This window comes from Arthrobacter sp. UKPF54-2 (genome assembly GCF_007858535.1).
Taxonomy (GTDB): domain Bacteria; phylum Actinomycetota; class Actinomycetes; order Actinomycetales; family Micrococcaceae; genus Arthrobacter.
On the sequence record NZ_CP040174.1, the window covers coordinates 1,697,313 to 1,722,096 of the forward strand.

General features: G+C 69.6%; 26 protein-coding genes. 17 read left to right on the top strand and 9 right to left on the bottom strand.

Going from position 1 to position 24,784, the window contains the following annotated elements:
• Positions 1-94 precede the first annotated feature (94 nt).
• Complete coding sequence (locus E7Y32_RS07725; protein WP_146336617.1) at positions 95-967, top strand: NAD(P)-dependent oxidoreductase; 873 nt, start codon at positions 95-97, stop codon at positions 965-967.
• 38 nt (positions 968-1,005) lie between these two features.
• On the opposite strand, the gene E7Y32_RS07730 is transcribed toward E7Y32_RS07725, so the two are convergent.
• Positions 1,006-1,746 (bottom strand): FadR/GntR family transcriptional regulator, encoded by a 741-nt coding sequence (locus E7Y32_RS07730; protein ID WP_146336618.1) that lies wholly within the window; start codon positions 1,744-1,746, stop codon positions 1,006-1,008.
• 134 nt (positions 1,747-1,880) lie between these two features.
• Here E7Y32_RS07730 and E7Y32_RS07735 point away from each other — a divergent pair, with 134 nt between their 5' ends.
• From E7Y32_RS07735 to manD, 7 genes are all read left to right on the top strand, one after another.
• Entirely contained in the window at positions 1,881-3,176 is a 1,296-nt protein-coding gene (locus E7Y32_RS07735; protein ID WP_146336619.1) for an ABC transporter substrate-binding protein, read from the top strand.
• A 165-nt stretch (positions 3,177-3,341) separates the two neighbouring features.
• Positions 3,342-4,319, top strand: coding sequence for a carbohydrate ABC transporter permease (locus E7Y32_RS07740; protein ID WP_261382580.1), 978 nt, complete (start codon positions 3,342-3,344; stop codon positions 4,317-4,319).
• Positions 4,316-5,203 carry a carbohydrate ABC transporter permease gene (locus E7Y32_RS07745; protein WP_146336620.1) on the top strand — a complete coding sequence of 296 codons (888 nt, stop codon included), beginning with the start codon at positions 4,316-4,318 and terminating at the stop codon, positions 5,201-5,203. Before E7Y32_RS07740 ends, E7Y32_RS07745 begins: the two co-directional genes overlap by 4 nt.
• Positions 5,204-5,210: 7 nt before the next feature.
• Positions 5,211-6,359 carry a galactonate dehydratase gene (gene dgoD, locus E7Y32_RS07750; protein ID WP_146336621.1) on the top strand — a complete coding sequence of 383 codons (1,149 nt, stop codon included), beginning with the start codon at positions 5,211-5,213 and terminating at the stop codon, positions 6,357-6,359.
• 5 nt (positions 6,360-6,364) lie between these two features.
• Entirely contained in the window at positions 6,365-7,039 is a 675-nt protein-coding gene (locus E7Y32_RS07755) for a bifunctional 4-hydroxy-2-oxoglutarate aldolase/2-dehydro-3-deoxy-phosphogluconate aldolase (RefSeq protein ID WP_146336622.1), read from the top strand.
• On the top strand, positions 7,036-8,007 hold the full coding sequence (locus E7Y32_RS07760; RefSeq protein ID WP_261382581.1) for a sugar kinase: 972 nt from the start codon (positions 7,036-7,038) through the stop codon (positions 8,005-8,007). Before E7Y32_RS07755 ends, E7Y32_RS07760 begins: the two co-directional genes overlap by 4 nt.
• 50 nt (positions 8,008-8,057) lie before the next feature.
• Positions 8,058-9,287, top strand: a complete 1,230-nt coding sequence (gene manD / locus E7Y32_RS07765) for a D-mannonate dehydratase ManD (protein WP_146336623.1) — start codon at positions 8,058-8,060, stop codon at positions 9,285-9,287.
• A 132-nt stretch (positions 9,288-9,419) separates the two neighbouring features.
• Here manD and E7Y32_RS07770 read toward each other — a convergent pair whose 3' ends face one another.
• Both E7Y32_RS07770 and E7Y32_RS07775 read right to left on the bottom strand, forming a co-directional pair.
• Positions 9,420-9,629: a hypothetical protein gene (locus tag E7Y32_RS07770; protein ID WP_146336624.1), complete on the bottom strand. Its 210-nt coding sequence runs from the start codon at positions 9,627-9,629 to the stop codon at positions 9,420-9,422.
• A 161-nt stretch (positions 9,630-9,790) separates the two neighbouring features.
• Positions 9,791-10,888, bottom strand: a complete 1,098-nt coding sequence (locus tag E7Y32_RS07775) for a DNA alkylation repair protein (protein ID WP_146336625.1) — start codon at positions 10,886-10,888, stop codon at positions 9,791-9,793.
• A gap of 131 nt (positions 10,889-11,019) precedes the next feature.
• On the opposite strand from E7Y32_RS07775, the gene E7Y32_RS07780 reads away from it, so the two are divergent.
• The gene (locus E7Y32_RS07780) at positions 11,020-11,802 is read left to right on the top strand and encodes a phosphatase PAP2 family protein (RefSeq protein WP_146336626.1); all 783 of its coding nucleotides are present in this window, start codon (positions 11,020-11,022) and stop codon (positions 11,800-11,802) included.
• 30 nt (positions 11,803-11,832) lie between these two features.
• On the opposite strand, the gene E7Y32_RS07785 is transcribed toward E7Y32_RS07780, so the two are convergent.
• Positions 11,833-12,120: a MerR family transcriptional regulator gene (locus tag E7Y32_RS07785; RefSeq protein WP_146336627.1), complete on the bottom strand. Its 288-nt coding sequence runs from the start codon at positions 12,118-12,120 to the stop codon at positions 11,833-11,835.
• Positions 12,121-12,266: 146 nt separating this feature from the next.
• Here E7Y32_RS07785 and E7Y32_RS07790 point away from each other — a divergent pair, with 146 nt between their 5' ends.
• From E7Y32_RS07790 to E7Y32_RS07805, 4 genes are all read left to right on the top strand, one after another.
• Positions 12,267-12,692: an Hsp20/alpha crystallin family protein gene (locus tag E7Y32_RS07790; protein WP_146338371.1), complete on the top strand. Its 426-nt coding sequence runs from the start codon at positions 12,267-12,269 to the stop codon at positions 12,690-12,692.
• A 119-nt stretch (positions 12,693-12,811) separates the two neighbouring features.
• Positions 12,812-13,180 carry a DnaJ domain-containing protein gene (locus E7Y32_RS07795; protein WP_146336628.1) on the top strand — a complete coding sequence of 123 codons (369 nt, stop codon included), beginning with the start codon at positions 12,812-12,814 and terminating at the stop codon, positions 13,178-13,180.
• A 64-nt stretch (positions 13,181-13,244) separates the two neighbouring features.
• Positions 13,245-13,634: a hypothetical protein gene (locus E7Y32_RS07800; RefSeq protein ID WP_146336629.1), complete on the top strand. Its 390-nt coding sequence runs from the start codon at positions 13,245-13,247 to the stop codon at positions 13,632-13,634.
• Between the two features lie 110 nt (positions 13,635-13,744).
• Positions 13,745-15,340, top strand: a complete 1,596-nt coding sequence (locus E7Y32_RS07805; RefSeq protein WP_146336630.1) for a GH1 family beta-glucosidase — start codon at positions 13,745-13,747, stop codon at positions 15,338-15,340.
• Here E7Y32_RS07805 and E7Y32_RS07810 read toward each other — a convergent pair.
• On the bottom strand, positions 15,337-16,422 hold the full coding sequence (locus E7Y32_RS07810; protein ID WP_146336631.1) for an App1 family protein: 1,086 nt from the start codon (positions 16,420-16,422) through the stop codon (positions 15,337-15,339). The genes E7Y32_RS07805 and E7Y32_RS07810 overlap by 4 nt on opposite strands.
• A gap of 133 nt (positions 16,423-16,555) precedes the next feature.
• On the opposite strand from E7Y32_RS07810, the gene E7Y32_RS07815 reads away from it, so the two are divergent.
• The 3 genes from E7Y32_RS07815 to E7Y32_RS07825 all read left to right on the top strand — a co-directional run bounded on the left by E7Y32_RS07815 (position 16,556) and on the right by E7Y32_RS07825 (position 19,396).
• Positions 16,556-18,319: a glycoside hydrolase family 15 protein gene (locus E7Y32_RS07815; RefSeq protein WP_146336632.1), complete on the top strand. Its 1,764-nt coding sequence runs from the start codon at positions 16,556-16,558 to the stop codon at positions 18,317-18,319.
• Positions 18,320-18,396: 77 nt separating this feature from the next.
• A complete protein-coding gene (locus tag E7Y32_RS07820) occupies positions 18,397-18,699 on the top strand; it encodes a hypothetical protein (protein ID WP_146336633.1) in 303 nt (100 codons plus the stop codon).
• Positions 18,686-19,396 (top strand): HAD family hydrolase, encoded by a 711-nt coding sequence (locus tag E7Y32_RS07825; protein ID WP_146336634.1) that lies wholly within the window; start codon positions 18,686-18,688, stop codon positions 19,394-19,396. The genes E7Y32_RS07820 and E7Y32_RS07825 overlap by 14 nt, the downstream gene beginning before the upstream one ends.
• Positions 19,397-19,412: 16 nt before the next feature.
• Here E7Y32_RS07825 and E7Y32_RS07830 read toward each other — a convergent pair whose 3' ends face one another.
• Positions 19,413-20,345 (bottom strand): CHAD domain-containing protein, encoded by a 933-nt coding sequence (locus E7Y32_RS07830; protein ID WP_146336635.1) that lies wholly within the window; start codon positions 20,343-20,345, stop codon positions 19,413-19,415.
• A 148-nt stretch (positions 20,346-20,493) separates the two neighbouring features.
• On the opposite strand from E7Y32_RS07830, the gene E7Y32_RS07835 reads away from it, so the two are divergent.
• The gene (locus tag E7Y32_RS07835; protein ID WP_146336636.1) at positions 20,494-21,255 is read left to right on the top strand and encodes an SDR family oxidoreductase; all 762 of its coding nucleotides are present in this window, start codon (positions 20,494-20,496) and stop codon (positions 21,253-21,255) included.
• 21 nt (positions 21,256-21,276) lie between these two features.
• Here E7Y32_RS07835 and E7Y32_RS07840 read toward each other — a convergent pair whose 3' ends face one another.
• From E7Y32_RS07840 to E7Y32_RS07850, 3 genes are read right to left on the bottom strand one after another with little or no spacing between them, the layout of a single operon-like run.
• The gene (locus E7Y32_RS07840; protein WP_146336637.1) at positions 21,277-21,702 is read right to left on the bottom strand and encodes a sterol carrier family protein; all 426 of its coding nucleotides are present in this window, start codon (positions 21,700-21,702) and stop codon (positions 21,277-21,279) included.
• Between the two features lie 4 nt (positions 21,703-21,706).
• Entirely contained in the window at positions 21,707-22,723 is a 1,017-nt protein-coding gene (locus tag E7Y32_RS07845; RefSeq protein WP_146336638.1) for an asparaginase, read from the bottom strand.
• A 36-nt stretch (positions 22,724-22,759) separates the two neighbouring features.
• Positions 22,760-24,379, bottom strand: coding sequence for a molybdopterin-dependent oxidoreductase (locus E7Y32_RS07850; protein ID WP_146336639.1), 1,620 nt, complete (start codon positions 24,377-24,379; stop codon positions 22,760-22,762).
• Between the last annotated feature and the right edge of the window lie 405 nt (positions 24,380-24,784).

Sequence of the window (24,784 nt, forward strand, 5' to 3'; positions counted from 1 at the left end):
CGGGGCGGGTGCTCGGGCCGCCTGGGGTGCACCGCGGCCGCCCGCCGTTCTAGGCTGGGGGGAGCGCAGCCAACCGACCACCGAGGAGACCCTGATGAAAATTGCAGTGACCGGAGGAAGCGGAAAACTCGGCAGGAACGTGGTCCGCAGGCTCGGTGACGACGGCCACGAGGTCATCAACCTGGACCAAGCGGGGGAGCGGGGTCCCGGATTCACCCGGGTGGACCTGCGCGACTACGGCCAGGTGCTGGATGTCATCCTGGGCCTGGACGACCGGCACGCCGGGTTCGACGCGATCGTGCACCTGGCGGCCATCCCGGCGCCCGGCCTCGCCCCGGACGCGGCGACGTTCGAGAACAATATGCAGGCCACCTACAACGTCTTCCAGGCAGCACGGCGTGCCGGCATCAAGAAGATCGTCTACGCCTCCAGCGAGACGGTGCTGGGCCTGCCGTTCGACGTCGACCCGCCCTACCTCCCGGTGGACGAGGAGTATCCTGCCCGCCCGGAGAGCACCTACTCGCTGGTCAAGCACCTGGAGGAGCAGATGGCCATCCAGCTGACCCGCTGGGACCCGGCACTGAGCATCACTGGGCTGCGCTTCTCCAACGTGATGGATCCGGTGGACTACGAGGAATTCCCGTCCTTCGACGCCGACGCCCGGCTGCGCAAATGGAACCTCTGGGGCTACATCGACGGCCGGGACGGCGCGCAGGCCGTGGCCCGGGCGCTGGCCTACACCGAACCCGGGTTCGAGGCGTTCATCATCGCGAACGCGGACACCGTGATGAGCCGGCCCAGCAGCGAGCTGGCCGCCGAGGTGTTCCCGAACGTCACGGTGGTCAGGGAACTCGGCGAGCACGAGACGCTGCTCTCGATCGAGAAGGCCAAGCGGCTCCTCGGCTACGCCCCGGAGCACAGCTGGCGCAACTACCACTCGCTGCGCACCACCCCCACCGAGGACTGACCGCAGACGCCACCTGACCCCGCGCTGCGCTTGGAGGGTCAGGTGGCGGCGCGGTCGGGGTGGTGGCTGGACCAGATGTCGCCGATCTCCTCGGTGGACTGCTCCACGATCCTGCGCATGGCCGCGTGGGCGGCGTCCATCTCGCCGCGCTGGATGGCGCTGGCCACGTCCACGTGCAGCTGGAGTGCCTCATGCTGCGGCAGGTGGGGCATCAGCCCGTGCTCCGTCCGGCCGGTGAGGACCTCGGCGACGAGGTTGTGCAGCTGGGAAAACATCGGGTTGCCGGAGGCCCGGAGCACGGCGGCGTGGAACGTGATGTCCAGCCGCAGGAACTCGTCCTGGTCGCCGCGCTGGCCCGCCGCCCAGAGCCGCGCGGCCTGCGCGACGAGGTCGCTGCCGGTGTCCCAGGAGGCCCGCTCGGCGGCCAGCCGGGCGGCCTGCGGTTCGATTGCGCCGCGCAGTTCGTTCAGGGCGCGCAGCTGGTCGACCCGCCGGGACGAGGCCAGCCGCCAGCGGATCACCTGCGGGTCGTAGAGGTTCCAGGACTCCTCCGGCTGCACCACGGTGCCGAGCCGGCGCCGGGATTCCAGCATGCCCATGGAGGCGAGCACCCGGGTTGCCTCCCGCACCACGGAACGGGACACGCTGTGCTGGGCCTCCAGCTCGTCCAGGCGGAGGATCGAGTGCGGCGCCAGGCTCCCCTCGGCAATGGCGAGCCCCAGGGTCTGGACGAGCACGGAGTGCAGGTCAGCTGAAGACTCCGCCTTTGGGGTTTGCATGAATAAATCATACGGGTGGGCGCAAGGGGTTGTTTAAGTCTGCTTTATTTCTCTAAGATCGCTCCAGAGCAGATGTAAAGATGCATCCGCGGGCGGCTGGAGCTCGATCCGGCCCTGAAGACAAGGGAGTCGTAATGAAGCGGCGTTCAATTGTGAAGTACGCGGCCGTGGCCGCGGCGCTGTCGCTCGGCCTGACCGCCTGCGGCGGCGGCAGCGGCAGCGGCGATGCCAAGGCCGCCGGCACGGTGCGGGTCACGCTGGCCAACCACGTGTGGACCGAGGGCATCAAGGCAGCCATTCCGGAATTCGAAAAGGCCAGCGGCCTCAAGGTCGAGCTCACCCAGCTCGGCGAAGACCAGCTCTCGGACCAGTACAACGTCAAGCTCAACGCCGGCAGCGACGAAATCGACGTCATGATGTACCGCCCGCTCCAGGAAGGCAAGGCGTTCGCGAAGAACGGCTACCTCGCCGACCTGACCTCCAAGGTCTCCTCCGACGCGACGTGGGACTGGAAGGACTACCAGGAGGGCCCCGTCAAGGCCACCACCGTGGACGGCAAGGTGGTCGGCGTTCCGATCATCACCGAACGCGAAGTGCTCTACTACCGCAAGGACCTGCTGCAGGCCGCCGGCGTCGCGGTCCCCAAGACCATGGACGAGCTGCAGGCCGCCGCGAAGAAGGTCTCCGAAACCACTCCGGATACCGCCGGCTTCGTGGCCCGCACCGGCAAGTCCGCCGCGGTCACCCAGTTCTCCAGCTTCCTTTACAGCTTCGGCGGCGACTTCACCGACGCCAGCGGCAAGTCCGCCGTCGGCAGCGACGCCGCGAAGAAGGCCTACTCCTTCTACGGCGGCCTGATCAAGAACTACGGCCCGAAGAACGTCAGCACCGACATGAGCTGGCCTGAGGCGATGGCCATCTTCACCCAGGGCAAGGCCGCCTTCTACACCGAGGCCGACTCGCTCTACAAGAACGCCACCGATCCGGCCAAGTCCAAGGTCGCGGACAAGGTCGGTTTCGCCGCCCTGCCCGCCGGCCCGGCCGGTTCCAAGCCGTACAACATCCCGTCCTGGGGCCTTGCGGTCAACCAGGCCTCCGGCAATCAGGACAACGCCTGGAAGTTCATCCAGTGGGCTACCAGCAAGGAACGCACCCTGGAGGCACAGAAGGCCGGCGTCCCCGGCCCGCGCGCCTCGGTCTGGGCTGATCCGGCCGGAACTTCCACCTACCCGAAGGACCTGGCCGAGGCCATTGCCGCCAGCGCCAAGGTCGGCGTGGGCCACGACCGTCCCGAGGTTGTCACCGTGGGCAAGGCCCGCGAAATCGTCGGTGCCCCGATCGTTGCCACCATCACCGGCGCCGATTCCTCGGCCGCGGCCGACACGGCCCACGACGCCTTCCAGAAGTTCCTGGACAGCGAAAAGAAGTAGCGCCCCCGGCGGTCCGCGCCGGGCGCCGGGCAGCCGGTGCCTAGTGCCCAATGCCGGACGCCCAACGCGAACCGCCCTCGCACACCGCCGCGGCGGGACGGCTGCCAAGCCGCCGTCCCGCCGCGGCCATGCTCTGAACTTCACCCCCGACTCCTTAGGTGAACCATGTCTGTTCTGAACACTTCCCGCGGCGAGACCGCCCGTGACACCGCCCCCGGTGCCGGCCGCAGCCCGGCCCGCACGCCCGGTCCGCGGGAGAACTTCTCCGCCTGGGCCAACCGGCACCGCAAGTGGCTCTTCGCCGCACCGGCGATGATCTTCGTCGGCGTGCTGATCGTTTTCCCGCTCGCGTGGACGCTCTACCTGAGCCTCACCGACTCGCAGGGTTCGGTCCGCGCCGCCTCCCAGTTCGTCGGCCTCGAGAACTACCTCACGGTGCTCTCCGACGTCGAACGGTTCTGGCCCGCCGTCGGCCGCACGCTCAGCTTCACCGGCGTCGCACTGGCCTGCGAAGTTGTTCTGGGCATGGGCATCGCCCTGCTGCTGTGGCGGCCCTTCCGCGGCGAAAAATGGGTGCGCGTCGCCATCCTGCTGCCGCTGGTTGCCACCCCCGTGGCCGTCGGCATGATGTGGCGGCTGATCTTCGACCCCAACATCGGCTTCGTCAACCAGCTCCTCGGCATGATCGGCATCCCCCCGCAACCGTGGCTCTCCGGCCAGGACACCGCCCTGGGCACCACGATCTTTATGGACATCTGGCAATGGACCCCCATGGTGGTCCTGATCCTGCTCGCCGGCCTGACCTCGCTCTCCGAGGAACCGGACGAGGCCGCCCGGATGGACGGCGCGAACGCCTTCCAGCGCTTCTTCTTCATCACCCTGCCGCTCATGATGCCGACCGTGATCGTCGCCGTCCTGCTGCGCGGCATCGACGCCCTGAAGACCTTCGACATCCTCTACGCCACCAAGGGCAAGGGCGGCGGGTCCTTCCACGAGGTGGAGACCCTCAACGTCTACGCCTACGGCCTGAGCTTCGACTACAACCAGTACGGGCTCTCCTCCGCGGTGCTGATCCTGTTCTTCATGATCATCATCGGCACCATGTGGCTGCTGACCATGCGCAAGAAAGCGGTAAGCAAATGACCGTCCTGAACCAGACCACCGACAACACCACGGCCGCCCGGACCGCCCCGGCCCCCCGCCGCCGCAAGCCGCTGGCCACCCGCGCGTACAAGGTCTTCCGGGTTGTTGCCCTGGTCGCCGTCGTGCTGTTCCTGATCGCCCCGCTGTTCTGGATGCTGCTGGCCTCCTTCAAGACGAACGTGGACATCTACGACACGGCCAAGTCCTTCGTCTTCACCCCCACCGGCGAGAACTACGCCAACGTGCTGCAGCGCAACAACTACTTCGTGTTCATCTTCAACAGCTTCTGGGTGGCGTTCGTCTCCACCGCGCTGTCCCTGGTCCTCGGCGTGCCGGCGGCCTACGCGATGAGCCGCTTCACCATGCACCGCTCGGCGCTGGTGGTCCTGATGGCCCGCGTCATCCCCGGCGTCTCGCTGCTGGTGCCCTGGTACTACGTCTTCTCCAACCTGAAGATGGTGGGCGGCTTCGAGGTCCTCATCCTGAGCCACATGTTCGTCGCGCTGCCGCTGATCGTCTACATCATGATGAGCTACTTCGACTCGCTGCCGCTGGAGCTGGAGGAATCGGCGCAGGTGGACGGGCTCACCCCGATCGGCGCGTTCCGGCGCATCACGCTGCCGCTGTCCGTCTCCGGCATCGCCACCGCCGGCATCCTGTCCTTCATCTTCTCCTGGAACAACTTCATGTTCGCCCTGGTGCTCTCCGGCTCGAAAACCAAGACCCTTCCCGTGGCGATCTTCGACTTCGTCTCCTACGCCAGCATCGACTGGGGCGGGCTGATGGCCGCCGCCACCGTGGTCACCATCCCGATCATGATCATTGCGCTCTTCACGCAGAAGTACATCGTCTCCGGCCTCACCGCCGGCGCGACCAAGGGCTAGGCCACCGATGACACGCATCAGCAGGATCGAAACTTTCCTCGTCGCACCGCGCTGGCTCTTCGTCCGGATCGAAACCGAGAGCGGGATCGTCGGCTGGGGCGAAGCCAGCTGTGAGGGCCGCAGCGAAACGGTCCGCACCGCCGTCGACCAGCTCTCCGAACTGCTGATCGGCAACGACGCGCTCCGCATCGAGGACCACTGGCAGGTCATGACCAAGGGCTCCTTCTACCGCGGCGGCCCCATCCTGGCCAGCGCCGTCTCCGGACTTGACCAGGCCCTCTGGGACATCGCCGGCAAGCACTTCAACACCCCCGTGCACCAGCTCCTGGGCGGCCACGTCCGCGACCGGATCCGGATGTACGGCTGGGTGGGCGGGGACGAGCCCAACGAGGTGGCGGACCAGATCAGCGCCCAGCTGGAGGTGGGGCTCACCGCCGTAAAGATGAACGCCAGCGGCCGGATGAGCCCCGTCGCCACGGTCGCCGAGCTCGACGGCGTCGTCCGGCGGGTCGCGGCCGCCCGTGAGGTGCTCGGGGACCACCGCGACGTCGCCGTCGACTTCCACGGCCGCTTCAGCCTGGCCAACGCCCGGCGGGTAGCGCCGCTGCTGGAACCGTACCGGCCGTTCTTCCTCGAAGAACCCGTGGTCCCGGAAAACACGCACCTGCTGCACGAATTCACCTCCGCCACCACGACGCCGGTCTCCACCGGCGAGCGGCTCTACAGCCGGCAGGAATTCCTGCCCGCGCTGCAGGCCGGAATCGCCGTAGCCCAGCCGGACCTCTCACACGCCGGCGGCATCACCGAGGTCCGCAAGATCGCCTCCCTCGCCGAAATCTACGAGGTCCAGCTGGCCCCGCACTGCCCGCTGGGACCGCTGGCCCTCGCCGCCTGCCTGCAGGTGGGCTTCGCCACCCCCAACTTCCTGATCCAGGAACAAAGCATCGGCATCCACTACAACCAGGGAGCCGAGGTGCTGGACTACGTGGTGGACAAAACCCCGTTGAAATTCGTCGACGGGCACATCGAGCGGCTCACCGGCCCAGGCCTCGGCATCGAGATCGACGAGGCCGTGGTCCGGGCCGCGGACAAGCGCGGCCACGCGTGGCGCGGACCCGTCTGGCGCCACCCCGACGGCGCCTTCGCAGAATGGTGAACAACATGGCATCCGAGCCCACCCCCGAGCACCTGCTCGCCGGGATCCGCGAGACGCGCCTCGTGGCGATCGTGCGTGGCACCGACGGCGGAGCCGCCGCCAGGGCCGCCCTCGCGGCCATGGAGGAAGGTTTCCGCTACGTCGAAATCGCCCTGACCACCCCGGACGCGCTTGCCGCCATTCGCACGGTCCGCGCCGCCGCCCCAGCAGGCTGCTTCGTCGGAGCCGGCACCGTCCTCACCGCCGCGGACGTGGCGGAGGTGGCCGAGGCCGGCGGCCAGTTCATGGTGACGCCGTCGCTGGCGAGCTCCATCCAGGAATCCGCCCGCCTCGGCATCCCCGTCCTGGCCGGCGCGCTGACCCCCAGCGAGGCCTACGAGGCGATGAACCGCGGCGCCACCGCGGTGAAGCTCTTCCCCGCCTCGATCGGCGGCCCCGGCTACCTCAAGGCACTCCGCGACCCCTTCCCCGGCATCCCGTTCATCGCGGTGGGCGGCGTCGGGCTGGACCAGGCCGCCGGATACTGGGACGCCGGCGCGGTCGCCGTCGGACTCGGCGGCCCGCTGTTCGGCGACGCCGGCTCGGGCGGCGACCTTGCCCCGGTGCGCGAGCGGGCCCGGGCGTTCGTTGGCCTGGCCGCCGGCTACGGCCGGGACAGCGCCGCGGAGCCTGCGCGGTGAGCGTCGACGTGCTCACGCTCGGCGAGTCGATGGTCTCGCTGCGTTCGGCGGGGCCGCTGTCCGCCGGCGGCAGCCTGGCCATGCACGTGGCCGGGGCGGAGTCTAACGTCGCCGTCGGCGTCGCCCGGCTGGGGCACAGCGTGGCGTGGGCCGGCGTCGTCGGCGCGGACCCGCACGGCGAATTCATCCTGCGGCAGCTGCGGAGCGAGGGCCTCGCGGTGCACCACCGGGTGGATGCCGCCCGCGCCACCGGGGTGATGTTCCTGGAGCGGCGCACCGCGGACATCAGCCGCGCCTACTACTACCGCGCCGGGTCAGCGGGCTCCACGATCAGCCGCGGGGACGTGGACCGGGCCTTCGCCGCAGGCCCCCGGGTCCTGCACCTGACCGGCATCACCGCCGCCCTCAGCCCCGAAGCCCGCCGCGCCGTCGAATACGCCGCCGCACGCGGCGCCGCCGAAGGGCTGGTGGTCTCCCTCGACGTCAACTACCGCAGCAAACTGTGGTCCCGCGACGAGGCTCGCGCCGTCCTCACCCCCCTCGCCCGGCACGCCACCGTCCTGGTGGCCTCCGACGACGAACTCGGCCTCGTCGCCGACGGCGGCGCCGCCGTCGGCGCGGACCCGGACGCAGCCGAACTGGCCATGGCCGCCGAGCTGCTGGACCGCGGCGTGCGGGAAGTGGTGGTCAAGCGCGGCGCCGCCGGCGCCGGCGTGCACACCGCCGCAGGCCGCCTTGAAGCCCCCGCCGTCCCCGTGACCTGCATCGACACCGTCGGGGCCGGGGACGCCTTCACCGCCGGCTACTTGTCGGCCCTGCTCGACGGCGGGGACGTCGCCGAGCGCCTGCGCCGAGGCACCCTCGCCGGCGCCTTCGCGGTCAGCACCGCCGGTGACTGCGAGGGCCTGCCCAGCGCCGCGGAACTGGCGCTGCTTGGCACCGCCCCGGACGGCAGCACCCAACGCTAACCCCAACCCCTGGACCCCCTCCCGACCGACACCGAAAGCCTGGACCCGCCGTGAAAATTATTGCCGCCGACGTTTTTGTCACCAGCCCCTCCCGGAACTTCGTTACCCTGCGGATCACGACTGAGGACGGTGTCACCGGGATCGGTGACGCGACGCTGAATGGCCGTGAGCTGGCCGTCGCCGCGTACCTCAAGGAGCACGTCGCTCAGCTGCTGATCGGCAAGGACCCGCACCGGATCGAGGACACCTGGCAGTTCCTCTACCGCTCCGCGTACTGGCGCCGCGGACCCGTCACCATGGCCGCGATCGCCGCCGTCGACATGGCCCTGTGGGACATCAAGGGCAAGCTGGCCGGGATGCCGGTGTACCAGCTCCTGGGCGGGGCCTCCCGGAACGGACTGCGCGCCTACGGTCACGCCTCCGGCTCGGACCTGGAGTCCCTGTTCGACTCGGTGCGCGAGCACCTGGCGCTGGGCTACAAGTCGATCCGCATCCAGACCGCGGTGCCCGGCATCAAGGCCGTCTACGGGGTCGCGGCCCAGGCGCAGGCCTCCGGCGAACGGTACGACTACGAACCGGCCGGGCGCGGCGCGTTCCCGCAGGAAGAGGACTGGGACACCCGGGCCTACCTGCGGCACCTGCCCACCGTGTTCGAGGCCGTGCGCAACGAGTTCGGCCCCGAGCTGCCGCTGCTGCACGACGGGCACCACCGGATGACGCCGATCCAGGCCGCGAAGCTGGGCAAGGCGCTGGAGCCCTACGACCTGTTCTGGCTGGAGGACTGCACCCCGGCGGAGAACCAGGAGGCGCTGCGCCTGGTCCGGCAGCACACCACCACCCCGCTGGCGATCGGTGAAATCTTCAACACCGTCTACGACTTCCAGGCCCTGATCAAGGAACAGCTGATCGACTACGTCCGGGCCGCCTCCACGCACTTCGGCGGGATCAGCCCGCTGAAGAAAGTCATGGACTACGCCGCGCAATACCAGATCAAGTCCGGCTTCCACGGCCCCACCGACATCTCCCCGGTCGGGTTCGCCGCGCAGCTGCACGTGGGCCTGGCGATCCACAACTACGGGATCCAGGAGTACATGCAGCACTCGGATGCGACCAACGATGTCTTCGAGCAGTCCATGACCTTCGTGGACGGCTACCTGCACCCGGGCGAGACGCCCGGCATCGGCGTCGAATTCAACGAGGAAGCCGCTGCCGCGTACCCCTACCAGCAGGCCTACCTGCCGTACAACCGGCTCGTCGACGGCACCGTTCACGACTGGTGACGGGCTGAGGCCGGGCGGCCGCTTAAGCACAACGGTCCCCGGCGGCGATTCGATGCTCAGCCGCCCGGGACCTGGCTTGTGGGACCCGGAGCCGGACGGCCCGGGGGTGCGTCCCGCCCCGGTGGAGGTGCCCTAGTGGACGAGTTCCCGGGTCATCCCGAAGGGAACCTGGTCCGAGAGCGCGGCCGTGTAGTGGCCGGGCTTAAGGCGCGTCAGCAGGATGCCGTGGGTGCCCGTGAGCATCGCGAGGCGCTGCAGCCCCAGGACCGCGTCGTTGAGCCGGTCGTCAAGCAGCCGGCGGCTGTCGACCTGGATATCAATGCACTCGCTTGCTGTCGTCATCGCACAGTCTTTCCTGGAGGTGGTCGCCCTAATGGCCAACGGCTGAAGCGAGAGTAACGTCTGATTTAAATGTGAGTCAACTCACCACGCGGGGAGCTGGCGGACGGTGTTGATCCGGGCCGGCCGGCGCGCCACGAGCGGGCGCCTCGGCATGAGGCGTCCTACGTCACCACCGTGAACCGGGCCTCCGGATGGCGCACCCCGTTGACCTGCGGCTGCAGGGCGTGATCGCCGGCGTGGTGGACCCGGGTGGTCATCTGGCGGAAGGCGTGGCGCTTCGTAAAGGTCCTCGATTCGCCCGGCCCGAGCACGGCCGTTCCGAGCTTGAACACCTTTTCCGCCAGGACGCCGCTGGCCTTCGCGTAGTGCACAACGTAGTCGACGGCGATGCGGGCCTCCTCCGGTCCGGTGTTGGCGACATCGAATGCGAACCCGAGTTCCCCGGGAAGCTCGACGACGCTGCGGTCAAGCCGGGGCGGCGTCACCGCGAGCGGAGCCGGCGGGAACCCCAGCAGCTCCAGCGCCCCAGGGTGGGCCTTCTTGATCAGGGTCCGCAGGCCGTGCCGCACCACCCGGGCCGTGTTGGCGTCCGGGGCAGCCATCCAGCGGGCGGCGGTGGCCACCACGGCGTCCGGAGCGTGCCGGGCCAGATCGTTCAGGTGGTTCGCGACGGACCGCCGGACATCCTCGACCGGGTCGCGGTACAGGGCGTCGAGGATCGGCAGGGTTGCCGCGGGGCGGGCCGTGAGTTCGGGGACCCGGATGGCCCACGGCAGGTAGGCCCTCGTGCCCTCGCTGGCCAGTCGGCGGACGTGCCAGTCCGGATGGGAGGTCCAGCCCTGGATAACGTCCAGAGCGCCGTCCAGGTCCGCGGCGAGGAGCCGCCGGATCGCGAATTCCCCGGTCAGCCGGGGAGTCAGCTCGGCGAGCAGCGCCAGGCAGTCCGTGAAATCGCCCGGATGCGATCCCGCGAGCGCGCGGCTGACCGCCGACTCGCTGACGGGCCAGATCATCCAGCCGGTAAAGCCCGGGTCCGTCAGTGCCCGGCGGAAGAGGGACGCCGCCTCGGCGTAGCCGCCGGGGAGATCGGCGAGGATGGCGCGGCTAAGGAGGTCGGTGCGTTCCCGCAGGCTCCGTGCCTCAAGGAGCCCGGCCGTTGCGGCGAGCTGGGGCAAACGGAGGCCGGGGGATGCCGCGGCCAGGATGTGCTCCAGCGTGGCCACGACACCCGGGTTGATCAGTTCATTCATCACGCCCATTGCCTAAGGCTACCGGCGGGAGGCCGCGCGGTCGCGGGCGGGCCCACAGCGCCCAACGCGCCGGCCGAGACGGAACCGGGATATTCTGCACGATGGGAATGTCAACACACGGCTCAAAGGCGGATGCGGGAATGGCAGAGCAAGAAACCGGGAAATCGTCCGGCTGGTGGCGGGTCTTCCACGACAAGTTCGTGGTGGAGGAACGCTACATGGATGCGGATGCGCGGAGAAACCTCTACCGCACCGCCGTCGGACTTATGGTCGCCGGTGCCGTGTTGTTCACCTTCATCCTGGTCAGCGTCCTGCAGCACGGCGGAATCAGCGCGGTGGATGAGCCGGTGCGTTCCTGGCTGGTGACGCTGCGCGGGGAGCCCGCCACAACCATCATGATCATCCTGGCCATCGTTTTCGGACCCATCGGGCTGCCCATCATCATCCTGGTGGTCACCGTGGCCTGGGGCCTGCTGGCCAAACACGCCTGGCGGCCGATGGTACTGGCCGGCGCCATGCTGACCGGGGTCATTCTGGCGCAGCTGATCGGCCGGACGGTGGGACGGCAGCGGCCGCCCGTGGACCTGATGCTTTTCGGGGCCGACTCCACGTTCTCGTTCCCCTCCGGGCATGTCCTGGGCGCGTGCGACTTCCTGCTCGTCACAACGTTCCTGGTCTTCTCCCGCCGCCAGAACCCCAAGGCCGCCGTCGCGGGCTTCGCTGTGGCCGGCGTCGGCATCTTTTTCGCCGCCGTCAGCCGGCTGTACCTGGGCTACCACTGGACCACCGACGCCCTTGCCTCGCTGTCCATCTCGTTCGTGATCCTGGGCGCCGTGATCCTGCTGGACACCTGGCGGACGGCCCGGATCCCGGGGGAGCCCGTCACCGGCGAACTCTCCAAGCCGGAGACCGGCGCCGACTAGGCGGGCAGGGACTGCGGGGCGCGCTGCCGGTCAGCGCGCCCCGCGGCGTTTAAGTTCCGCACGCAGCCGGGCGTTGGCCGTCTCCAGCTCCAGCACCTTGGCCACGCCGGCCAGGTTCAGGCCCTCCTCCAGCAGTTCGCCGATCCGGCGCAGCACCGCCAAATCCGTGTCGCTGTACTGCCTGGTGCCGCCCGCCGTCCGGTCCGGCGTCAGCAGGCCCTTCCGTTCATACAGCCGGATGTTCTGCTGCCCTGTCCCCACCAGCTGTGCCACCACTGAGATCGCATACACGCCGACGTCGGGCCCCCGTTCCGCCATGACCTCGCCTCCTTCATCCCTCGGGAGATTTCCCCTTGCAGTAGTCTCGCACTAGTGCTATAAAAAATCTATATCCACTACCACAGATAATTGCGGGCTGGATACGAACAGGAATTGGACTCTCTTTGATGAAGGAGTGGTAAGTGATGTTGATGCGTACCGACCCGTTCCGCGAACTGGACCGGCTGACGCAGCAGGTGTTTGGAACGACGGCCCGCCCGGCCGCCATGCCGATGGACGCATGGCAGGAGGACGGCGAGTTTGTGGTTGCGTTCGACCTTCCCGGCGTCAACGTTGACTCGGTGGATCTCGACATCGAGCGCAACGTCCTCACGGTGAAGGCCGAGAGGCGCGACCCGACGCAGCCCAACGTCGAACTGCTGGCCTCCGAGCGGCCCCGCGGGGTGTTCAGCCGCCAGCTGATCCTGGGCGACAGCCTCGACCTGGACCACGTCAAGGCCCACTACGCCGACGGCGTCCTGACCCTCCGCATCCCCGTGGCGGAGAAGGCCAAGCCGCGGAAGATCGAAATCACCCACACGCAGGACAAGCTGCAGGAGATCGGGAAGTAACCCCGGCCCCGGCCCCGCGGCCGGGGCATTCGGGGACCAGAGTCCGGGAAGCAGAGCGCGGGGATCAGGCCCGTCCGGGCCGGCCTGATCCCCGCCGGATCGCTGGAGGGGGTGGAACGATGAACCGTGACCCGCGTGGGTTCTACGCCGCCCTGCAGGTGGCGCCGGACGCCACGCCGGCGGAGATCCAGCGCTCTTTCCGTGCGCTCATGCGGCTCCGGCACCCGGATCGGGAGGCAGCCGCCGCCCCAGCCGTTGCCGGCGCCGAGCCCGGCGCCGCGGACCGGGCCGCGGACGAGGTGCGGCTCATCCTGGAGTCGTTCGCCGTCCTGAGGAATCCGGCGTCGCGAGCGGAGTATGACCCCGCCGTACGGTCCCCGGCCGCCGGGCCCGCGGCGGCCGAAGGCCGCAGTATCCCGGTCCGGCACCACCGGGACCGGGAACCGGTGCTGCGGGTGACCCCGGTGCGGTGGGAGCGTCCGGAATGACCGCGGCGCCGGGACTCCCGGCCCGCTTTGCCAGGCAAGGAAGTCCAAGAAAAGGAGTACGGCCATGAGCGCATGGCGGCGTTACGATTCGCACCTGATGCCGGCCTTTCACGAACGCTTCGAGGAGCGGTGGGGCGAGGGAACGGCACCGTTCCTTGACCCGGAGGCCCACGAATTGCCCCTCCCGCGTGCGCAGTGGATCAACGTGGACACCGGGGCGGCGCTGGCAGTGGTGCCCATCTGGTCCGCCGAGGACAGCCAGCAGCGTTCCTTCGGGGTGTTCTATTTGCCACCAGCCGGGGACATCTGGGTCCTCAGGCCCGGTTTCACCGGCTACCTCGAGCCGGCCGCGGACGAGGCGGAACAGCTGCTGAGCCTGCGCAATGACGCCTTCAAGAAGGCCGTGGCGCATGCCAAGGAGTTCCTCCTGGGCCCGGAGGCCTCCACGTACTGAGCCGGCGGCCCTGGTGGGCCGGGGGCGCGCTGGGGCCCGGTTGTGGCGCGGGCACCTGCCGGGGCCTAAAATCAATCAACCACCAGCGCAACTGCATAGGGGATCCGCCAATGAACGCTTCCGCCCACGATCTGGCAGCCCTGCTGCCGCCCGGATTCACCATGGGCGTGGCGACCGCCGCTTTCCAGATCGAGGGGGCGCTGGACGAGGACGGGCGGGGACCCTCGGGCTGGGACATGTTTGCCGCCCGGCCCGGCACGATCGTTGATGACCACAGCCCCGCGATGGCCTGCGACCACTACCACCGGATGCCCGAAGACGTGGCGCTGATGAAGGAAATGGGCATCGATTCGTACCGGTTCTCGCTGTCCTGGCCGCGGATCCAGCCCGGCGGCAGCGGCCCGGTCAACCCCAAGGGGCTGGACTTCTACGACCGGCTGATCGACCTGCTGCTGGCCAACGGGATCTCGCCGATGGCCACGCTCTACCACTGGGACACCCCGCTGGAACTGGACGAGGCCGGCGGCTGGATGAACCGGGACACCGCCTACCGGCTCGGGGAATTCGCCGCGATCGCCGCCGCGGCCTACGGCGACCGGGTGACGCGCTGGGTGACCATCAACGAACCCGCCACGGTGAGTGCCAACGGCTACATGCTGGGCGTGCACTCCCCGGGGGAAACCCATATGCTCAAGGCGCTTCCCAGTGTCCACCACCAGCTGCTGGGCCATGGGCTCGCGATGCAGGCGCTGCGGGCGGCCAAGGTGCCCGGCGACATCGGCCTCACCAACGTCTATTCGCCCATGGTCCCGGCGTCCATCAACCCGCTGGACAAGGTCAGTGCCGGGCTGATGGACATGGCCCAAAACCGCCTGTACGCGGACCCGGTGCTGCTGGGCAAGTACCCGGACGCGATCAGGGCGGCCACGTTCTTCTCCTCCTTCAGCCCCTCCAGCGAGGACATGGAGCTGATCTCGCAGCCGCTGGACTTCTATGGGCTGAACTACTACATGCCCACCCGGGTGGCGGCCGGCCCGGGTGAGGGCACCGTACCCAAGGGCATGGCCGAGGCCATGGGCAACGACCTGAACGGCGACGGCGGCGCGACCCCGTTCCACGTCCAGAGTTTCCCGGACACCGAGATCACCGCCTACGGCTGGCCGATCAGGCCGGACTACATGGCCGTGGCGCTCGCGGAAATGGCCGAGCGTTACCCGGAACTGCCGCCGGTCTACATTACCGAGGGCGGCGCGAGCTTCGAGGACCTGGAGATCCACGACGCCGAGGGGCGGCTGATCGTCCCCGACGAGCGCCGCGTCCGGTATCTCGCCGAGCACATCGGCGCCGCCATCGAGGCGACGTCGCCCGGCGGCGCCGCCGAATCGATTGAGCTGCGCGGCTACTACGTGTGGTCGCTGCTGGACAACTTCGAATGGTCCGCGGGCTATAAGCAGCAGTTCGGCCTGATCCATGTGGACCGGGACACCATGGCCCGCACCCCGAAGGCTTCCTTCTACTGGATCCGGGAGCTCATGGCGGCCCGGAACCGCGCCGCCGGCGCAACCGGTGCCAACACGGCCGACGCGGGCGCAGCCGCAGCCAACACGGCCGGTGCCAACACCGCCGACGCCAACACGCCAGCCGCCGGCACGCCAGCCGCGGACTCGCCGGCGCCGGCCGCGGGTGCGCCCGCGGCCGGGGGCTAAAGGAGGTCCAGCTCCTGCAGGCGCTTGGCCATGCCGGCGCCGTCGGGGGAGTAGACCCAGGGCACGTTCGAGCCGGTGTGGTCGCCGGTTTCGGAGTGTCCGCCGGCCAGCACGGCCTCGCCGGTCGAGAGCTGGCGGATGCCGATCGCGGCCACCCGGTCGCCGTGGGCCTGGGCGAACTGCGAATAGATCGCCTCGTCGTGCTGGCCGTTGTCGCCGAAGAGGAGCCAGCGCATGTTGGGGAACTCCTTGGCCAGCAGCTCCAGATTGCGGCGCTTGTGGTCCTGGCCGCTGCGGAACCAGCGGTCGTGGGTCAGGCCCCAGTCGGTCAGCAGCAGGGTGCCGGGCGGGTACATGTTGCGGGTGATGAAGCGGGCCAGCGTCGGCGCGGCGTTCCACGGCCCGGTGGACAGGTAGATCACCGGCGCCTCGGGGTGTTCCACCAGCAGCCGGTCCATCAGCACGGCCATCCCCGGCGTCGCCATCCGGGCCCGCTCATTGAGCACAAAGGTGTTCCACAGAGCCAGGAAGGGCCGGGGGAGGGCCGTCACCATGATGGTGTCGTCAATGTCCGAGACGATGCCCAGCGTGGTGTCCGGGGCGATCACGTAGATTTTCGCTTCCGCGGGCTCGGTGCCCTCGGCGCGAAGCACGGCGGTGTGCCAGCCCGGCGTCAGCTGGACCGGGACCACGGTGTCCACAATGCCGCCGCGGTCGGCGTTCACGCGGGTGGTGGTGCCGCCGATCTCGATGTCCACCTCGACGAACTGGATCGGGACGGACGTGAAGGCACGCCAGCCGCGGATGTTCTGGTTGCCGTTTTGTGCCGCCTGCTCGGCCCGGCTGCCGGGGGTCGGTTTGCTGGTGAGCACCACGCGGCCCAGGATCCGGACCCACTCGGTGGAACCGTAGCCCTGGTAGGCGATGGTTTGCGGGCTGAACTTCCAGCGCCGGGCGGCCTTGAGGCGGAGGTGGTTGACCGTGTCCGAGACGAGGTGGGCCAGCCGGAAGGCCTGGCTGCCCTGGACCCTGTTGTCCGAGTCCTTCTTAGCCTGGGGTGGTTCCTGCGACGCCATTTCCATAGCTCCACTCTCCCACAGCGGTCCGCCGGGCCGGCGATTACGTCGGCGGTTCACGGGCCGTTCAGCCGCGGGCGCAGCCCGGCGTAACGCGGAATCCCCGTCCGGCGTCGGGCCGTGCGGCACTGTAAGACCCATGGCACGCATCGAGGATTACGCTATGGTCGGCGACCTGCACACCGCCGCATTGATCAGCACGGAAGGCTCCATCGACTGGCTGTGCCTGCCGCGCTTCGATTCGCCGGCGTGCTTTAACGCCCTGCTGGACAGCCCCAAGGCGGGCCGCTGGCTGCTCGCCCCCGCGGCCGGCGGCGAATGCACCCGGCGGCGCTACCGCAAGAACACCCTGATCCTTGAAACCGAGTGGGAAACCCCGGAAGGCAAGGTCAAGGTCATCGACTTCATGTCGCCCCGCGACGGCGCAGCGGACATCGTGCGGATCGTGGTGGGGGTCCGCGGGTCGGTGCGGATGCGCGGCGAACTGGCCCTCCGGTTCGACTACGGCCACATCGTCCCCTGGGTCCGCCATGACGAGCACGGCATCCACGCCGTCGCCGGCCCCGACGCCGCCTACCTGGTGACCGAGGCGCCCCTTCGCGGTGAGCACATGCAGACCGCCAGCGACTTCACCATCAAGGCAGGGCAGCGGGTCCCCTTTGTCCTGACCTGGGCGCCCAGCCACCTCGGCCGCCCGCGGACGGTGGATCCGGAGGCGGTCTTGGAAGCCACCGAGTCGTTCTGGCTGCAGTGGGCGGCAAAGTGCCAGGTCACCGGCCCGTACCGCGATGCCGTGCTGCGCTCGCTGATCACCCTCAAGGCGCTGACCTTCGCCCCCACCGGCGGCATCGTGGCGGCCGTGACCACCTCGCTGCCGGAGGAACTTGGCGGGGAACGGAACTGGGATTACCGCTACTGCTGGCTCAGGGACGCGACCCTGACGCTCCAGGCCCTGCTCGCCTCCGGATACTCCGAGGAAGCCGCGGCGTGGCGGAACTGGCTGCTGCGGGCGGTGGCCGGGGATCCTGCCGACCTTCAGATCATGTACGGGCTGCACGGGGAGCGAAGGCTGCCGGAAATGACGCTGGACTGGCTGGCCGGCTACGAGGGATCAAAGCCGGTGCGGATCGGCAACGGCGCCGCCGGGCAGCTGCAGCTGGACGTCTGGGGCGAAGTCCTGGACTGCCTCGCCCTGACCCGGACCTCGCTGCTGCAGGACGGGGATGACTCCTGGGACGTGCAGGTGGCGCTGATGGAGCACCTGGAGTCCGCCTGGGACCGTCCGGACAACGGACTCTGGGAAATGCGCGGGCCGCGCCGCCATTTCACCCACTCCAAGGTGATGGCCTGGGTGGCGGCGGACCGGATGGTCAAGGGCGTCCGGGATTTCGGCCTCCCCGGGCCGGCGGACCGCTGGGAAACGCTCCGCGACACCATCCACGCCGACGTTATGGCCAAGGGATTCGACGCCAAACGCAACACCTTCGTGCAGTCCTACGGCCGGCCCGAACTGGACGCCAGCCTGCTGCTGATCCCGCACGTGGGTTTCCTGCCCCCGGACGATCCACGGGTGCTCGGCACCATCGACGCCGTGCAGCGGGAGCTCACTCACGACGGCTTCCTGCTGCGCTACCGGCAGGAGCAGAGCGACGACGGCGTCCCGGGCGGGGAGGGCGTTTTCCTCGCCTGCTCCTTCTGGCTCGTCGATGCCCTGATCGGCGCCGGCCGGCGTCGGGAAGCCAAGGAACTGTTCGAACGGCTGCTGGCGTTGCGCAACGACGTCGGGCTCCTCAGTGAGGAGTGGGACGTAGCCGCCGCGCGGCAGCTGGGCAACACACCCCAGGCCTTCAGCCACTTCGCGCTGGTCCGGAGCGCCCTGCAGCTGCAGGCGGACGGCCGCTGAGGCGGGCTTTTCTCCAGAGCTTAGATAAGTATACTTACTAATATCCCCGGTGGGGTGAGGATGGTAAGGAGAAGGCAATGGCTGGATATTTCGAACTCGTGGATGCGCCCGACGGCGGCTACCGGATTCGGATGATGGACGCTGCGGGCGCCCTGATGGCCGTCTCCGTCACCTTCCCCACCAAGCGGGCGGCGGTCGCAGGCATCGCCCAGGCACGGGAGATTGCCGGCACCGGCCTGGTCCGGGACCGCAGCGGCGACGGCCAGTCCGCCGTGATGGCCTCGGTGGCCAAGCGCCGGACCGGCGGCGGCACGGGGCGCGGCTCCTCGCTCTCGGGCGGCACCCTCGCGGCCACGAAGCGCACCCGTGCCCACCACTGAGCCGGCCGCCCCCGCCCGGCGCCGGGGCGCGGTCCTCTTCGACGTCGACGGGACGCTGATCGACTCCTCCTACCTCCACACCCTCGCCTGGTGGCAGGCCTTCCGGCAGGCGGGCTACGACGTGCCGATGGCTGGCATTCACCGGTCGGTGGGCATGGGCGGGGACCGGATCCTCGACCGCCTGCTGCCGGCGGACCGCGACACCGACGCCGATGCGGACATCCTGACCTCCCAGGCCGCCGTGTTCTCCACGTTTTGGCCGGCCCTCCGCCGGCTCGACGGCGCCCGCGCGCTGCTGGCGCAATGCCACGACAGCGGCCTCGCCGTCGCGCTCGCCTCCTCGGCCCGGGACCGCGACCTGGAGATACTGCGCGCCGTGATCGACGCCGACGCGTACATCCATGCCGCCACGAGCTCGGCCGACGCGAAGGAGAGCAAACCGGCGCCGGACATCCTCGCCGCCGCGCTGGACGCCGTGGGCGTGGCCGCCGAAAACGCGGTCTACGTCGGCGACGCCGTCTGGGACATCTACGCTGCCGGCGCCCTCGGCATTCCCGCCATCGGCCTCACCTGCGGCGGAACCGGCGAAGCCGAGCTCCGCGAAGCCGGTGCCGTGGAGGTCTACGAGAGCCCGCGGGCACTGCTGGACAACCTGGCCGGCAGCGCCATCGGCGCCCTCGCCTCGCGCGTCCGCTGACCTGCCGACGCCGGGCTCAGGAGGACGAGGGAAACTTCGCCCAGAGCTTGAGGAAGGCCCGCTCCGCGGCGGCCGCCAGGGCTTCTTCCTTGGCGTGCAGGCGGCCGTAGCTGAATCCGTTCTCCCCGCTGCGCAGTGCCCGGCCGCCCAGCTCGGCCAGCCGCGCCCGGGCCACGACGCTGTCCTGGTGCAGTCCGAGGAGCTGCTGGATCCTACGCGCGGAATTTGCCGTCCGCTTGGCGCGACGGAGCCGGTTCCGGGCTTTCTTTCCGGCTTTCTTTCCTGTGCCGCTGCCGCCGGGCTCGTTCGGCAGCGAGGCCGCCAGCTCCGCCGAGTACCGCAGGCGCTTGGCGGCCTTGCGGACCTCGTGCAGGCCGGCGTCCCGGGTGTCTTCGCCGTCGTCGGAGCGCGGGGTGAGGCGATTGACGGCGCGCCGCAGCCTGCGCTCGTCCCGGGCCATGAGCTTGCCGATCCCCGGCCCGGGCGCCGCGGCCGCCGCCGGCGACTGCGGCGCGCCGGCCAGGAACTGCTCCAAAGCGGCCAGCAGCAGGTCATAGCGCTCGCTCGCGAGGGCCTCGATGGCTGCCAGGAATCCGGCGGCGGCCAGGGCGTCGAGCTCCTCGTCGATCCGGGTGGCCGCGGGGCCAAAGCGCAACGCTTCGGGTTCCCGGGCGAGCAAGGAGTCGAGCCGTTCGTGGACCACTCCGGGATCGCGGGCCGCCCCCAGCAGTCCGGAGAGCCAGCGCAGTTCATCGCGGAGGGGGTCCACGGCGCCTTCGTCGAACAGCGGCCGGCCCGAGGCCAGCAAGGAGCGGAGGCGGCGGGCCGCCACGCGCATCTGGTGGACATCTTCGGGCTGCTCCGCCAGCACGCCCGGCGCACGACGGCGCAGTTCGGTGAGCTGCGCTCGAAGATAGGCCAGCAAGGCTTCGCCCGCGGTGGTTGCCACGCTTTACTGTACGTCCTGGCCGCAGGCCCCGGCAGTGGACCGGGAAGGCATTTCGCGGCAATGTTTGTGCCGGGCACTGCCGTGAAGTGCCATCTCGGCATAGGCTGTCCGGGACCGGATTCCAGCCCGCCACTCTAGGGAGCTCCTCATGACACGCCAGCACCACCTCGGCCGGGTCGCCGTCGTCACCGGGGCCGGCTCCGGAATCGGGCGGGCCGTGGCGCGGCTGATGCTCGCCGAAGGCTACCGCGTGGTGCTGGCCGGACGCCGGGAGGCGGCCCTGCTGGAGACCGGCGCAGGCCACGCGCAGGCGCTCGCCGTTCCCTGCGACGTCACCCGGGCCGACGACGTCGAACGGCTCTTCGCGGTGGTCCTCGAACAGTGGGGGCGGGTTGACGTGCTGTTCAACAACGCCGGCGTCTTTGGCCCCGCCGCCGCGGTGGACGAGATCAGCGTGGCCGACTGGGACGCCACGGTGGCGGTGAACCTGACCGGCTCCCTGCTCTGCGCCGCCGCCGCCGTCCGGGCCATGAAGGCGCAGTCGCCGCAGGGCGGCCGGATCATCAACAACGGTTCCATCGCCGCGCACTCGCCCCGGCCCCGAACCGTCGCCTACACGGTCACCAAACACGCGATTACCGGTCTGACCAAGAGCATTGACCTCGACGGCCGCGGCTTCGGCATCAGCTGCGGCCAGATCGACATCGGCAACACCGCCACGGAGCTGATGGATGAGATCGGCGTCGGTGATGGAGCGCTGCAGGCCGACGGCAGCCGCCGGGTGGAGCCGACGTTCCCGGTTGAGGACGCCGCCCGCGCGGTGCTCCTGATGGCGGACATGCCCGCGTCGGCGAATGTGGGCTCGATGGTGATCACCGCCGCCGGCATGCCGTTCATCGGCCGCGGCTGAGGCCCTAAAGCGGCAGCAGCCCTAGAGCGGCAGCAACCCGGACAGGTCGGCCCGCAGCCCGGAGGCGGCCACCGTGCCGGCGTCGACCGCGTCCGCCCAGCTCAGCCGGCCGGTCACCATCGCCAGCCACGTGGCGGCGTCGCACTCGATGACATTCGGGGGAGTGCCCCGGGTGTGCCGCGGGCCCTCCACACACTGGGTGACGCCGAACGGCGGGACGCGGACCTCCACCGAGTTGCCCGGTGCCCGGGCGGTGACTTCCTCCAACGTGTAGCGCACCGCCGTCGCGATCGTGGTACGGGAGACCGCCGGTCCTTCCGCCGCGGGTCCTTCCGACCCTGGCCCTTCCGACGCCGGCGCATCCGCCGCCGGCGCATGGGCGTCGCGCCAGGCGGCCAAGGCCGCGCGGCCCTCGTCCACGGGAATCCGTCGCCGCTGAACTGCCACGGGCCTAGTCCAGCAGCGCCGAGACGGCGTGGCCGAGGCGGATCTTGCCGACCGGCCGGCCCCCGCCGAGCACCGGGTCCACAACCTTTTCCAGCACGCTGGAGACCTCGGGAATCTCGACGGCGCCCGCGGCGGCCAGCAGGGTCAGGCCCACCAGGGTGGTGGCGCGGATGTTGCCGTCGAGGACCTTGATCGCCACCGAGACGCCCTGCGGGGTGGCCATGACCAGCACGCCCTCGGCGCCGATCTTGGCGATGATCCCCAGCTCGTCCATCACAATCGTGTTGGCCTGCCCCCGGCCCTGCACGGCCCACGGGTAGTCCAGCATGGAGGTGGCGATCGTGGCGGCGCGGGCGTTGGAGTTGTTGTCCCCGGGGGCCTTGGCCAGGCGGGAGAAGGCACGGGCGAGCCCGGTGAGGGACACCGCCGCCACCGGGGCGCCGCAGCCGTCGATGCCCAGGTGGGCGATGCGCTCGCCGCAGTACTCCTCAATCACGGAGCGGATGCGCTGCTGCAGGGGGTGGTTCGGTTCGAGGTAGCTGTGCGTGTCCCAGCCGTTTTCCGTGCAGGCCCAGAGGAACGCCGCGTGCTTCCCCGAGCAGTTGAACGCGAGCTTGGACTTCCCGCGTTCCGTCTGGACCAGCCAGGTCCGGGCCGTCTCGTCCTCGGGCCACGCCGCGGGGCACTGGAGCTGGGCCTCCTTCACGCCGGCGGCCTTCAGCATGCCCTCGACCACGTCCATGTGGTCAAGGGACCCGACGTGGCTTCCGCACGCAATCGCCACCTGCGCGCCGCGCAGCGGGACGCCGGACTGCATGGATGCAAGGGCCTGCAGCGGCTTGAGCGTGGACCGGGCGTAGATCGGGGTGGTGATGTCGCCGAGTTCGGTGACGACCTTGCCGTCCGCGGACAGCACGACGGCGGAGCCGATGTGCCGGGACTCGATGAAACCGCTGCGTTCAACGACTGCCAGTTCGACGGCGGACTCAACAGTGAAGGTGGCATGCGGGTTCGAGGGCATGCAGCAATTCTATGGTGCGATCCCGGCCCAGCCCGGTTACTCCACGGTGACCATCACGGACTGCCAGCCGGAGGCGCCGTCGGGCACAGGATCGGCGCGCTTGTCCGTTTGCACCTCGCCGGTGCCGTCGGTGGCGCGAGCCTTGATGTAATGCGGCCCCGGGGTGGCCTCCCAGTCGAAGGACCACTGCCGCCAGGTCACCACGGAGGCCTCGGCCGAGAGCACCGCCTCGGTCCACGGGCCGTTGTCGATCTGGACCTCCACCCTGGTGATGCCGCGGGTCTGGGCCCAGGCCGTGCCGCCGATCGCAACCTTCCCGGCGGGGACCTTGGCGAAGGACTTGGGAACCTCCACCCGGGCCATGGTCTTGATCGGGCCGCGCTCGGACCAGCCGCGCTGCGTCCAGTAGGCCTTGTTGTCTGCGAACCGGGTCACCTCGAGATCCACCACCCACTTGGTGGCCGAGACGAAGCCGTACAGGCCGGGGACCACCATCCGCACCGGGTAGCCGTGCTCCAGCGGCAGGGCCTCGCCGTTCATGCCGATCGCCAGCATCGCGTCCCGGTCATCCTGCAGGACCTCCAGCGGCGTGGAAGCGCTGAAACCGTCGACCGAGGTGGAGAGCACCATGTCCGCGCCCGCCTTGGGCCGGGCCAGCTTGAGGGCGTCGCGGATGGGCATGCCCAGCCATTTTGCGTTGCCGGCCAGGTTCCCGCCCACCGGGTTGGAGACGCAGGTCAGCGTGACGTGGGATTCGATCAGCTGCGCATCGAGCAGGTCCTGGAAGCTGAGCCGCACCTCCTGTTCGACCATGCCGTGGATCCGCAGCTCCCAGTCCTGGGCGTTGATTTCCGGCACGCTGAGGGCGGTGTCGATCCGGTAGAAATCCTTGTTCGGGGTTAGCCAGGGGGTGACGCCGGGGGCCTTGGACTGGACGCCGGCGGGCACCGCGGCCGCGGCCCTGGCCGGGGCGGGCAGCCTGAGGGCTTCCCGGGCCTGCGCCACATTGCTGCGGGCGGCGCTCAGGAGCCGCCCGCCCGTGGCCGCGACGGCAGCCGCCACGGCGGTGATGCCGGTGGCGGTGAAGAACGTACGGCGGCTGGTGGCCGGCCGGTCCGGCTCCTTGGCGCCAAGGTCCGAGGCCACCTCCGGCCATTCCCGCATCCGCCACAGCTTGCCGATCAGGAACCGGAGTACCACCAGTCCGGCGACGGTTCCGATCAGCGAAGGAACGGCGTCCAGGGGCTTCACACTGGCCCGGGTCACCACACTGGCCACGATCACCGTGCCCAGCAGCAGGACACCGGCTACACCCAGGGTCCATTTGCGGAAGGCGACGATGCCGAGCACACACGCCAGAACCAGGATGGTCAGGCCCATGCCCACGAAAAGGGCGGCCTTGTCATTCGTGCCGAACGTGGCGATGGCAAAGTCCTTCATCCACGGCGGGGTGAAGTCGATGAAAGTTGAGCCCAGCGCGATCAGGGGCGTGGCACGGGCCGTGAAGAACGCCCCGATCAGCTCCGCGACGGCCAGCACGACGCCGGCCGCGACCACCCCGGCCAGCGCTGCGAGCGCGGTGGGCCCGGACAGCAGCTTGGGCCGCTTCCTGGATTGCGGAGTCGTGCCGGGCTTCGGGGTGCTGGGCGTTGTCATACAGGGTGTTCGGAGCGGCGCGGCCCGCGGATTGACCTGCCGGGGTGCGAAGCGGGCAGGCCCGGCTGCCGTTCCGCCCTGGGCGGCGCGGGGCATGCCCTTCCCTGGGCGTGAGGGATGGACATATGCGGATTATGTTCAGTGGGAACGGCCGAGAACGGGCATGTGCGTTGGCTGGCCCGGGGGTTGGCGCGTCCGCGTTGGCCGGTCCGGGGCTTGGCGCGGGGCATGTCCTTCCCTGGGTGTGAGGGATCGGCATGCCCTTCCCGGGGCGTGAGGGATGGACATATGCGGATTATGTTCAGTGGGCGCGGCCAAGAACGGGCATGTGCGTTGGCTGGCCCGGGGTTGGCGCGTCCGCGTTGGCCGGTCCGGGGCTCGGCGCGGGGCATGTCCATCCGTGGG

Bases quoted from the DNA above. Each gene is read 5' to 3' on its own strand.
- E7Y32_RS07725 (WP_146336617.1), top strand. From the start codon at position 95: ATGAAAATTGCAGTGACCGGAGGAAGCGGAAAACTCGGCAGGAACGTG.
- E7Y32_RS07730 (WP_146336618.1), bottom strand. From the start codon at position 1,746: ATGCAAACCCCAAAGGCGGAGTCTTCAGCTGACCTGCACTCCGTGCTC.
- E7Y32_RS07735 (WP_146336619.1), top strand. From the start codon at position 1,881: ATGAAGCGGCGTTCAATTGTGAAGTACGCGGCCGTGGCCGCGGCGCTG.
- E7Y32_RS07740 (WP_261382580.1), top strand. From the start codon at position 3,342: ATGTCTGTTCTGAACACTTCCCGCGGCGAGACCGCCCGTGACACCGCC.
- E7Y32_RS07745 (WP_146336620.1), top strand. From the start codon at position 4,316: ATGACCGTCCTGAACCAGACCACCGACAACACCACGGCCGCCCGGACC.
- dgoD (WP_146336621.1), top strand. From the start codon at position 5,211: ATGACACGCATCAGCAGGATCGAAACTTTCCTCGTCGCACCGCGCTGG.
- E7Y32_RS07755 (WP_146336622.1), top strand. From the start codon at position 6,365: ATGGCATCCGAGCCCACCCCCGAGCACCTGCTCGCCGGGATCCGCGAG.
- E7Y32_RS07770 (WP_146336624.1), bottom strand. From the start codon at position 9,629: ATGACGACAGCAAGCGAGTGCATTGATATCCAGGTCGACAGCCGCCGG.
- E7Y32_RS07775 (WP_146336625.1), bottom strand. From the start codon at position 10,888: ATGGGCGTGATGAATGAACTGATCAACCCGGGTGTCGTGGCCACGCTG.
- E7Y32_RS07780 (WP_146336626.1), top strand. From the start codon at position 11,020: ATGGCAGAGCAAGAAACCGGGAAATCGTCCGGCTGGTGGCGGGTCTTC.
- E7Y32_RS07785 (WP_146336627.1), bottom strand. From the start codon at position 12,120: ATGGCGGAACGGGGGCCCGACGTCGGCGTGTATGCGATCTCAGTGGTG.
- E7Y32_RS07790 (WP_146338371.1), top strand. From the start codon at position 12,267: ATGTTGATGCGTACCGACCCGTTCCGCGAACTGGACCGGCTGACGCAG.
- E7Y32_RS07795 (WP_146336628.1), top strand. From the start codon at position 12,812: ATGAACCGTGACCCGCGTGGGTTCTACGCCGCCCTGCAGGTGGCGCCG.
- E7Y32_RS07800 (WP_146336629.1), top strand. From the start codon at position 13,245: ATGAGCGCATGGCGGCGTTACGATTCGCACCTGATGCCGGCCTTTCAC.
- E7Y32_RS07805 (WP_146336630.1), top strand. From the start codon at position 13,745: ATGAACGCTTCCGCCCACGATCTGGCAGCCCTGCTGCCGCCCGGATTC.
- E7Y32_RS07810 (WP_146336631.1), bottom strand. From the start codon at position 16,422: ATGGAAATGGCGTCGCAGGAACCACCCCAGGCTAAGAAGGACTCGGAC.
- E7Y32_RS07815 (WP_146336632.1), top strand. From the start codon at position 16,556: ATGGCACGCATCGAGGATTACGCTATGGTCGGCGACCTGCACACCGCC.
- E7Y32_RS07820 (WP_146336633.1), top strand. From the start codon at position 18,397: ATGGCTGGATATTTCGAACTCGTGGATGCGCCCGACGGCGGCTACCGG.
- E7Y32_RS07835 (WP_146336636.1), top strand. From the start codon at position 20,494: ATGACACGCCAGCACCACCTCGGCCGGGTCGCCGTCGTCACCGGGGCC.
- E7Y32_RS07845 (WP_146336638.1), bottom strand. From the start codon at position 22,723: ATGCCCTCGAACCCGCATGCCACCTTCACTGTTGAGTCCGCCGTCGAA.
- E7Y32_RS07850 (WP_146336639.1), bottom strand. From the start codon at position 24,379: ATGACAACGCCCAGCACCCCGAAGCCCGGCACGACTCCGCAATCCAGG.